The organism is Thiobacillus sp. (assembly GCF_024708915.1).
On the sequence record NZ_JANJXQ010000187.1, the window covers coordinates 1 to 9,958 of the forward strand.

The following is a 9,958-nucleotide window of genomic DNA, read 5'->3' on the forward strand; positions in this document are numbered from 1 at the left end:
CCGATGCAGGCCAAGATCATGATGATCATGCCGGTGGCGTTTACCGTGATGTTCGTGTTCTTCCCGGCGGGCCTGGTGCTGTACTGGGTCGTCAACAACATCCTGTCGATCGCACAGCAGTGGGCGATCAACAAGCAGGTCGAGGGCGGTGGCAAAACGGCCTCCGGCAAAGCCTGACCTGATCGCCGCCATCGCCACCGCGCCCGGCCGCGGCGGGGTGGGGGTGGTGCGGGTGTCGGGGGCGGAGGTCGCCTCGCTTGCCGCAGCGGTTCTCGGGCGCGTGCCGGAAGCGCGGCACGCGACCTTCGCGCGTTTCGTCGATGGCGGCGGCGGGGTGATCGACGAGGGCATCGCGCTTTATTTTGCCGCGCCGCATTCGTTTACCGGCGAGCACGTGCTGGAGCTGCAGGGGCACGGCGGACCGGCGGTGCTCGATCTGATCCTGCAGCGCTGCATTGAACTCGGCGCGCGGCTGGCCGGGCCGGGCGAATTCACCCGGCGCGCCTACCTCAACGGCAAGCTCGATCTGGCGCAGGCCGAGGCGGTGGCCGACCTGATCGATGCCGCCTCGGCCGAGGCGGCGCGCTCGGCCATGCGTTCGCTTTCGGGCGCGTTTTCCGCGCGGATAGCCGAACTGGTCGAGGCGCTCATCCGCCTGCGCATGCTGGTGGAAGCCACGCTCGACTTTCCCGAAGAAGAAATCGATTTTCTGCAGCAGGCGGATGCCTTCGGCCGCCTCGACCGAATCGACGCCAGCCTCGCCGCGGTGCGCGCGCAGGCGAAACAGGGCGCGCTGCTGCGCGAAGGCGTGACGGTGGTGCTGATTGGCCAGCCGAATGTCGGCAAGTCGAGCCTCCTGAACCAGCTGGCCGGATTCGAGGCGGCGATCGTCACCGACATCGCCGGCACCACCCGCGACACGGTGCGCGAAGCGATCCAGATTCGCGGAGTGCCGCTGCACATCGTCGACACGGCAGGCCTGCGCGATACCGACGATCCGCTGGAGCAACTCGGCATTGCCCGTACCTGGGCCGCCGTGGCAAAAGCCGACGTGGCGCTGCTGCTGGTGGATGCGGCGCATGGCCTGGGCGAACGCGAGGCGGCGATTCTGGCGCGCCTGCCCGAGGTGGCGCGGCTGACCATCCACAACAAGATCGACGTAAGCGCCGAGGCGCCGCGCGCGGCGGACGACGAGGTCTGGCTTTCCGCCAAAACCGGAGCCGGCGTCGAACTGCTGCGCGGCAAGCTGCTCGAGGCGGCGGGCTGGCAGTCGGCAGGCGAAGGCGCGTTCATGGCGCGCGCGCGGCATCTGGATGCGCTTGCCCGCGGCGCCGCGCACCTGACAGCCGCACGCCAGGCGGCCACGCAACTGGAACTGTTGGCCGAAGAACTGCGGTTGGCGCAGGCCGCCCTGTCGGATATCACCGGCGAATTCACCGCCGACGATTTGCTGGGCGAAATCTTCAGCAAATTCTGCATCGGCAAGTAAGCGCCCCCGGGTCTTTTAGCGGGCTGCGCCAGCGCTTATGCTTGAAACGTGTTCCTTCCCTCAGGATGGCCCGTCATGCTGACCTGGCGTGGTATCGCCGACGAACTCAAAACCCACCGTGCGCGGCTGCTGCAGGGCAACCTCGTTGCCTTGCTGGCGGTGGTGGCGGCGGTGCCGGTGCCGCTGCTGCTGCCGTTGATGGTGGACGAAGTGCTGCTGCATCACCCGGGCAAGATGGTCGCCGCCTTCGGCGCGTGGTTTCCGGCCGCCTGGCACGGCCCGCTGCTGTTCATCGGCATGGCGCTGCTGCTGACGGTGGGGCTGCGGCTGATATCGATCCTGCTCAACGTATGGCAGGGACGGACGTTTTCGCTGCTGGCCAAGGACGTCGTGTACCGCATCCGGGTGCGGATGCTCTCCCGGCTGTCGCGCATTGCGCTGTCGGAATTCGAGACGGTGGGTGCCGGCCGGGTCACCTCGCATTTCGTGACCGATCTCAACGCCATCGACAGCTTTCTTGGCTCGTCGATTTCGGGTTTGGTCGTGTCGGTGCTGACGCTGGTGGGGGTGGCGGCCGTGCTGTTCTGGATGCACTGGCAGCTGGCGTTGTTCATTCTGCTGCTGAATCCGGTCGTGATCCTGTTTTCCGTCCGGCTCGGCAAGCGGGTGAAGGATCTGAAAAAGCACGAGAACCGCGCCTTCGAGGTGTTTCAGGAAACGCTGTCCGAGACGCTCGATGCCTTGACGCAGATTCGTGCGATGAACCGCGAAAAGTATTATCTGGCGCGGGTGACCGCAAAGGCGGCCGACATCCGCCAGCACGCGGCGGCGTTTGCCTGGAAGTCGGATGCGATGAGCCGGATTTCCTTCTTCGTTTTCCTCACCGGCTTCGATGCCTTCCGTGCCGGCGCGATGTTGATGGTGGTGTTTTCCGACCTCTCCATCGGCGAGATGCTGGCGGTGTTCGGCTACCTGTGGTTCATGATGACCCCGGTGCAGGAACTGGTGAACATGCAGTACGCGTGGTTTGCCGCCAATGCCGCGCTGGGACGGATCAATGCCCTGCTCGGCCTGCACGGCGAACCGCAGCACCCCGCGCTGCGCGATCCGTTCGCCGGCCAGCCCACGGTCGGCATTGCGCTCGACCATGTCAGTTTCGCCTATGCGGATGGCGAGACGGTGCTGGACGACGTCAGCCTCACGGTGGCGGCGGGCGAAAAGGTGGCGCTGGTGGGGGCCTCCGGCGGCGGCAAGTCGACTCTGGTGCAGGCCTTGCTGGGACTGTATCCGGTCCGCGCCGGGCGGATCCTGTATGGCGGCACGGCGGTTACCGAGATCGGCTGGGAAACCGTGCGCGAGCATGTCGGCGTGGTGCTGCAGCACCCGGTGCTGTTCAACGACAGCGTGCGCGCCAATCTGACCCTGGGGCGCGAAGCCGGCGACGCCGCGCTGTGGCAGGCGCTGGAGATCGCCCAGCTGAAGGACGCCATCGCCGCGCTGCCGCATGCGCTGGATACGGTGGTGGGACGGCAGGGCGTGCGCCTGTCCGGCGGGCAGCGGCAACGCCTGGCGATTGCGCGCATGATCGTCGCCAAACCCCAGATCGTCATCCTCGACGAAGCCACCTCTGCGCTCGACACCGATACCGAGCGACGCTTGCACCAGGCGCTGAGCGGATTTCTGAGCGGACGCACCACCCTCATCATCGCCCATCGGCTGTCCGCCGTACGGCAGGCTGACCGCATCCTGGTGTTCGAAAACGGCCGGGTGGTGGAAGAGGGCGGCCACGATGAGTTGATCGGGCGCGGCGGGCTGTATCACAAGCTTTACCATCACGCATAGAACGCTCGGGAAAATCAGCGTTTTCTGATACACTCCGTCGAGTTGTGCATACAGCAGTGGGCAGATCTGGCTTTTGCCGCCGTGCCTCGGGACTGTTCTCACAGCCCCATCGTCTTCGACCTCTCTTTTGTGCCGCCGGTTGGTTTCCGCAGCCGGCAGTGACAAGTCTTGTGGTTGGCGCCGATGTGATCGACGCGACCCGTTGGGCGGTCAGGAATTCATCCATTCCAAACGCCGCTTATTTCCGGTTCGTATTTCTGACCTGTCTGGTTCAGTACCGGGCGCAGGTTTGTTTTGCGCGTTTGAGCGCACTGAAAAAGGGTTTGCCATGAGCTTTTCCGAACTGGGGCTTGATCCCCTCATCCTTAAATCCGTGCTGGCTGCGGGCTATGAAAACGCCACCCCCGTCCAGATGCTGGCGATTCCCGCCGCGCTGACCGGCGGCGACCTGCTGGTGTCGTCGCATACCGGCAGCGGCAAGACGGCGGCATTTCTGCTGCCGTCGATCCAGCGTCTGCAGGCCGAGCCGACGGTCAAGAGCATGGGCCCGCGCGTGCTGGTGCTGACCCCGACGCGCGAACTCGCGCTGCAGGTCGAGAAATCCGCCATGACCTATGGCAAGGATCTGCGCCGTTTCCGCACCGCCTGCCTGGTCGGCGGCGCGCCCTACGGCCTGCAGTTGAAGCGCCTGTCGCAGCCGGTCGACGTGGTGGTGGCGACCCCCGGCCGCCTGATCGACCATCTGGAGCGTGGCAAGATCGACTTCTCGCGCCTGGAAGTGCTGGTGCTGGACGAAGCCGACCGTATGCTGGACATGGGTTTTGTCGACGACATCAAAGCCATTGCCGCGCGTTGCCCGGCCGAGCGCCAGACCCTGCTGTTCTCGGCCACGCTCGACGGCGTGGTGGGCAACCTGGCGCGCGAATTGACCCGCGACGCGCAGCGCATCGAGATCGAAGCGGTGCCCCAGAAGGAATCCAAGATCGAGCAGCGCCTCTTGTTTGCCGACAACATGGATCACAAAAACCGTCTGCTCGACGCACTGCTGCGCGATGTGGAGATGACCCAGGCGATCGTATTCGCCTCGACCAAGCGCAGCACCGAGGAAATCTCCGACCTCTTGGCCGACAGCGGATTTGCTTCCGACGCGCTGCACGGCGACATGCAGCAGGGCCAGCGTAACCGTGCGCTGCAGCGTCTGCGTGAAGGCCGCACCAAGGTGCTGGTCGCCACCGACGTCGCCGCACGTGGCATCGACGTGGCGGGTATCAGCCACGTCATCAACTTCGACCTGCCGCGTCAGGCCGAGGATTACGTCCACCGCATCGGCCGTACCGGGCGCGCCGGCCGCACCGGTATCGCAGTGAGCTTTGCCGGCATGCGCGAAGGCGGACTGGTGAAGAACATCGAGCGCTACACCGGCAACCGCATCGAGGTGCACACCCTGCCGGGACTGGAGCCGACCCAGAAACCGGCGTCCGGACGGCCCGCTGCGGGCCGTCCGCGCAGCAACAATGGTCCGCGCGGCGGCTTCGGCGACAAGCGCAGCTTTGGCGAGCGCGAACCCCGCAGCTACGGCGACCGCCCGCCGCGTGGCGACAGCCGCGACAATCGCGACCGTGGCTATCGGGCCGATGCGCGTCCCGTGGGCGACCGGCCGGGCCGCGGCAACCGCTTTGAAAATGCCGTGCACGGCCCGTCCGACGTGCCGCGTATGACCGGCGACCGTCCGCCGCGCCACGACGCGTATCGTGGCGCGGCAGCCCCTGCGCCCAAGGCCGAAGTCAACGGCAACAGTGTTGAATACTGGGCAAAACGCGAGCGCGAGGCGAAGGCCAAATCCGCCGGCGCCAGCCGTAGCTACGGCGATCGCGGCAACGGTGCGCGACCTGGCCAGCCGCGCAGCTTCGGCAATGACAACCGTGGCGGCGGCAACCGCAGCGGTGTGCGCGGACGCTTCAAGGACTGATCGCCAGTCCGATTGCCGGCAATAGCCAACAAGGGGGTTTCACGTGAAACCCCCTTTTTTTATGCCGCGATCGACGCCGGGTTCCTTTTGCATAGGCGGCCCGTTTTTGGCGGGCGAGTTTGCGATAATGCAAGGCGAGCCGTTTACATGCTGGGATTGCCTGTAGCGCATCGCACGGATCATTCGCCGGATCATGCCAAACACCGAAATGACGTTTCCCAAAACAAAGCGACAAACCGTTCAACCGGCCCTGGCGTGGCGCTGGATGAGCGAGCGCGGCTTGCGGGTGGCGACGGGGGAGGCAACGCTGGCATGCTACGCCATGCTGAGCACCAAGAATTTTTCGGAGCTTGAAGATGTCATTCCCTCGGATGGCAGCTTGCTGCTGATATTGCGGCGCGGTGCGGCGGTTTCGCCGGACTTGCGCGCAGCGCTGGCGGCGCCGCTGTCGTATGCCTCGGCGGCAAGCGGCAAGCTGCACGAGATCGGGGTGGCGTATGGGGGAGCCGCCGGGCCGGATTTGCCGCGGCTGGCGGAACAGGCGGGCATGGATACAGCCAGCTATATCCATAGCCATGCGGCCGTGGAGTACACCGTCGCTTTCCTGGGTTTCCAGCCAGGGTTTCCCTATTTGCGCGGGCTGCCTTTCGCCCTCCACGCACCGCGCCGGGCGTCGCCGCGGCTCCGGGTGGCGGCGGGGAGCGTGGCCATCGGCGGCGCATACGCGGGCATTTACCCGGCCGGCGGGCCCGGCGGCTGGCAGATCATCGGCCGCACCACAGCCGTATTGTTCGATCCGCAGCGTCATGCGCCCGCCTTGCTGATGCCGGGCGACCGTGTGCGTTTTGTGCCCCGATGATCGAAGTGCTGCGCGCCGGCCGGTGCGACCTGGTGATGGATCTGGGCCGGCCCGGCTGGGGGGCGTTCGGCGTGCCCGCAGGCGGCGCGGCCGATCCGTCGGCGCTGGTGGCGGCCAACCGGCTGGTTGGCAACGATGACGCCGCCGCCGGGCTGGAAATCATGCTGGCAGGACCGTCGTTGCGGTTTCCGCTGGGGGGCGTCGTGGCGCTTACCGGTGCGCGCTTCGTGGCGACACGCAGCAAGGGGGGCGCACCGGCGTGGAACGAAACCCTGTTGCTGGCGGCAGGCGAGGTCCTGAGCCTGGAGCGGGCGGAGACGGGTTGCCGCTGCTGGCTGGCGGTGCGCGGCGGGCTGGCGGTGCCGTGCGTGCTGGGCAGTCGCAGCACGCTGTTGCCGGCCGGGTTCGGCGGATACCTGGGGCGCGCGCTGCGGACGGGCGATACGCTGGCATGCGCTACCCCGGCGGGCGAAATGCATCTGCTGCGCGCCCGTCCCCCCGTCCCGCCGCTGGACGCGCCGCTGCGGGTGGTGGCGGGACCGCAGGCCGGCTGGTTCGACGATGCCGGACTGACGGCATTTTTTTGCGGCAGCTATCGGGTGGCTGCCGCATCCGACCGGCGCGGGCTGCGCCTGAGCGGGCTGGCGGTGACGCATGCCCGGGCTGAATTGCCGTCGCAGGGCGTGTTGCCCGGGACGGTGCAGGTTCCGCCCGACGGCCAACCGATCATTCTGGGCTGGGACGGTCCGGTGACCGGCGGCTACCCGGCGATCGCTGCCGTGATCGCCGCCGACTGGCCGCGGCTGGCGCAATTGCGGCCGGGCGATGCGGTGCGGTTTGCAACCGTCGAGGCAGAGACGGCGCAGACGCCTGCACCATGGGCGATCGAGGCGCTGGCATGATCGAACTGAATGCCGATATTGGCGAAGGCTGCGACGACGCCAGCCTGATGCCCTATCTTGCGCGGGTGTCGATTGCCTGTGGCGGGCATGCCGGCGACGCCGCCAGTATGACGGCGGCGCTGCAGCTGGCGGCGGAATACGGCGTGGCGGTGGGCGCGCATCCGGGTTATCCCGACCGCGCCCGGTTTGGCCGCCGGGCGCTGGCCGCGTCGGAGGAGGACATTGCGGCATGGGTGACGCAGCAGCTGGAGACGCTGGCCGAGCAGGCTGCGCGCCTGGGATTGCGGCTGGCGCACGTCAAACCGCACGGTGCGCTGTACAACACGGCGGCGCAGGATGAACGGGTAGCGCGGGCAATCGCCCGCGGGGTGGCGGTGCTGGACCCGGCGTTGATACTGCTGGGCTTGTCCGGATCGCAGTTGATTGCTGCAGGGCGGGCTGCGGGTTTGCCGGTGTTGAACGAGGCATTTGCCGACCGCCGTTACCGGGCCGATGGCCAACTGGTTTCACGTGAAACCCCGGGTGCCTTGATCGCCTCGCCGGACTTGGCGGCGCAGCAGGCGCATGCGCTTGCACATGGTGAACCGGTTTCCGCGTTCAGCGGCGCTACCATCTGGGTGCAAGCGGACACGATCTGCCTGCACAGTGACACCCCCGGCGCATTAAAAATTGCCCGAGCCGTCCATGCCGCGCTCAATCGCGGATAATTCCGCTCCTCCGCTTGTTGATGCCTGATCATGCCGCTCCTCACTTTTGACCGACTCGAACTGGCCTATGGCCACTGGCCGCTGCTCGACGGCGCTTCGCTGGTGATCGAGGCGGGCGAGCGTATCGGCTTGATCGGCCGCAACGGCACCGGCAAATCGAGTCTGCTGAAAATCATCGCCAGCGAGAGCCAGGCAGATGCCGGCGAAGTCTGGCGTGCGCCGGGCCTGAAGCTGGCCTACGTGCCGCAGGAGCCGCAGTTTCAGCCCGGCCACAGCGTGTTCGAAGCCGTGGCGGAAGGCATCGGCGCGGCACAGACGCTGCTGGCCGAATACCATGCCGTGGCGCATGCCATGGCCGAAGGCGACGAGACGGTGTACGCCGATTTCGAACGCTTGTCGCATGATCTGGAGGTGGCCGATGCCTGGCGGCTCAACAGCCGGGTGGAAGAAACCCTGCAGCGCCTCAGTCTGGATGCCGAGGCGGCGGTGGAAAAGCTGTCCGGCGGCCTGAAAAAACGCGTGGCGCTGGCGCGCGCACTGGTGGCCGAGCCCGAACTGCTGCTGCTGGACGAACCGACCAACCACCTGGATTTTTCCGCCATCGAGTGGCTGGAAACCCTGCTCAACGACTATCGCGGTGCGCTGCTTTTCATCACTCACGACCGGCGCTTCCTGGACAACGTCGCCAATCGCATCGTCGAGCTCGATCGCGGCCAGTTGCGCGAATACCAGGGCAATTTCAGCGCCTACCAGGCCAAGAAGGCCGAGCAGCTTGAGGTTGAGGCGGTGCACAACCGCAAGTTCGACAAATTCTGGAAGCAGGAGGAGGCCTGGATCCGCAAGGGAGTCGAGGCGCGCCGCACCCGCAACGAAGGCCGGGTAAGACGGCTGGAGGCGCTGCGCCGTACCCGCGAGGCGCGCATCGCCCATGCCGGTCAGGTGGGGTTCCAGCTCGACACCGGCGATCGTTCCGGCAAGGTGGTGGCCGAACTCGATCATGTCGGCTACGGCTACGACAGCCGCGTCCTCATCCGTGACTTTTCCGCTACCATCCTGCGTGGCGACAAGCTCGGCCTGCTCGGCCCCAATGGCGCCGGCAAGACCACACTGATTCGTCTCATCCTCGGCGAACTGAAGCCGCAATCCGGCTGGATCAAGCAGGGCACCAAGCTCGAAGTGGCCTACTTCGACCAGTTCCGCAACCAGCTGAACGACGAGGCGACGCTGATCGACACCATCTCGCCCGGCTCCGACTACGTGGAAATCGGCGGGCAGAAAAAACACGTCATCAGCTACCTGGAAGACTTCCTGTTCCCCGCCGAACGGGCGCGCGCCAAGGTCTCGGCGCTGTCCGGCGGCGAGCGCAACCGGCTGTTGCTGGCGCGGCTGTTCGCGCGCCCGGCCAACCTCCTGGTGCTGGACGAGCCGACCAACGATCTCGACATCGACACCCTGGAGTTGCTGGAGCAGTTGCTGCAGGACTACAGCGGCACGGTGATCATCGTCTCGCACGATCGCGCGTTCCTCGACAACGTCGTCACCCAGTCGATCGTGTTCGAGGGCGAGGGCCGGCTGACCGAGATCGTCGGCGGCTATGCCGACTGGCAGGCATGGAAGCAACAGCAGCGCGCACCCGACCCCACGCGGGCGGCAAGCCCCAAGGCCGCGGCGCAGCCCGGGGCGGCGAAACCCGAACCCAAAAGCAGACTCAGCTACAAGGAGGCGCGCGAACTCGACGCCCTTCCGGCGCAGATCGCCGAACTGGAAACCGAACAGGCGCAGATCGCCGAACGGCTGGCCGACCCCGCGCTGTATCAGGCCAACCCGCAGGAGGCCGCTGTTCTGCACGCCCGCAGCGAAGCCATCGAGGCCGAACTGCTCGCTGCGCTGGCGCGCTGGGAGGCGCTGGAGGCCAAGGCGGCTGCCAGCTGAGCGGCGGGTGCCGGCACCCGCGGGTTAGGGGTTCGCGTGGCCATGTTTCACGTGGAACATGGCCACGTGAAACGGAAGCCGGCAACGGGTAGAATGGCGCCCATGAAATTCCCCGAGCCCTTCGATGTCATCGTCGTCGGTGGCGGCCAGGCCGGCACCGAGGCCTCGCCGCCCTTCTGCAGCGCTGCGAGCATCTCGGCTCCAGACTCGGCCGCGCGTGCGCGTGCGCGCTCCAGCCTCAGCTCGTCGGCAATGCGC

Annotated in this window: 8 protein-coding genes; all 8 read left to right on the forward strand. The window is 66.7% G+C overall.

What is annotated here, in order from left to right; genetic code table 11:
- Nucleotides 1-177, forward strand: a 177-nt coding sequence (locus tag Q0L94_RS12855) for a YidC/Oxa1 family membrane protein insertase (protein ID WP_296753817.1), incomplete at its 5' end; no start/stop codon positions are given.
- Nucleotides 149-1,489, forward strand: a complete 1,341-nt coding sequence (mnmE, locus tag Q0L94_RS12860) for a tRNA uridine-5-carboxymethylaminomethyl(34) synthesis GTPase MnmE (RefSeq protein WP_296753806.1) — start codon at nt 149-151, stop codon at nt 1,487-1,489. The genes Q0L94_RS12855 and mnmE, both read left to right, overlap by 29 nt.
- A 75-nt stretch (nt 1,490-1,564) precedes the next feature.
- On the forward strand, nt 1,565-3,331 hold the full coding sequence (locus Q0L94_RS12865) for an ABC transporter ATP-binding protein (RefSeq protein WP_296753808.1): 1,767 nt from the start codon (nt 1,565-1,567) through the stop codon (nt 3,329-3,331).
- A gap of 328 nt (nt 3,332-3,659) precedes the next feature.
- On the forward strand, nt 3,660-5,300 hold the full coding sequence (locus Q0L94_RS12870; RefSeq protein ID WP_296753809.1) for a DEAD/DEAH box helicase: 1,641 nt from the start codon (nt 3,660-3,662) through the stop codon (nt 5,298-5,300).
- Between the two features lie 265 nt (nt 5,301-5,565).
- Nucleotides 5,566-6,159 (forward strand): 5-oxoprolinase subunit PxpB, encoded by a 594-nt coding sequence (gene pxpB / locus Q0L94_RS12875; protein ID WP_296753811.1) that lies wholly within the window; start codon nt 5,566-5,568, stop codon nt 6,157-6,159.
- Nucleotides 6,156-7,061: a biotin-dependent carboxyltransferase family protein gene (locus Q0L94_RS12880; protein ID WP_296753812.1), complete on the forward strand. Its 906-nt coding sequence runs from the start codon at nt 6,156-6,158 to the stop codon at nt 7,059-7,061. Before pxpB ends, Q0L94_RS12880 begins: the two co-directional genes overlap by 4 nt.
- On the forward strand, nt 7,058-7,768 hold the full coding sequence (pxpA, locus tag Q0L94_RS12885) for a 5-oxoprolinase subunit PxpA (RefSeq protein ID WP_296753814.1): 711 nt from the start codon (nt 7,058-7,060) through the stop codon (nt 7,766-7,768). The genes Q0L94_RS12880 and pxpA overlap by 4 nt, the downstream gene beginning before the upstream one ends.
- A gap of 30 nt (nt 7,769-7,798) precedes the next feature.
- Nucleotides 7,799-9,700 carry an ATP-binding cassette domain-containing protein gene (locus Q0L94_RS12890; protein WP_296753815.1) on the forward strand — a complete coding sequence of 634 codons (1,902 nt, stop codon included), beginning with the start codon at nt 7,799-7,801 and terminating at the stop codon, nt 9,698-9,700.
- Nucleotides 9,701-9,958: the final 258 nt, after the last annotated feature.

Excerpts from the sequence above, each read along its gene's own strand:
- Q0L94_RS12890 (WP_296753815.1), top strand. The coding sequence starts at position 7,799 with ATGCCGCTCCTCACTTTTGACCGACTCGAACTGGCCTATGGCCACTGG.
- pxpB (WP_296753811.1), top strand. The coding sequence starts at position 5,566 with ATGAGCGAGCGCGGCTTGCGGGTGGCGACGGGGGAGGCAACGCTGGCA.
- Q0L94_RS12880 (WP_296753812.1), top strand. The coding sequence starts at position 6,156 with ATGATCGAAGTGCTGCGCGCCGGCCGGTGCGACCTGGTGATGGATCTG.
- Q0L94_RS12870 (WP_296753809.1), top strand. The coding sequence starts at position 3,660 with ATGAGCTTTTCCGAACTGGGGCTTGATCCCCTCATCCTTAAATCCGTG.
- Q0L94_RS12865 (WP_296753808.1), top strand. The coding sequence starts at position 1,565 with ATGCTGACCTGGCGTGGTATCGCCGACGAACTCAAAACCCACCGTGCG.
- pxpA (WP_296753814.1), top strand. The coding sequence starts at position 7,058 with ATGATCGAACTGAATGCCGATATTGGCGAAGGCTGCGACGACGCCAGC.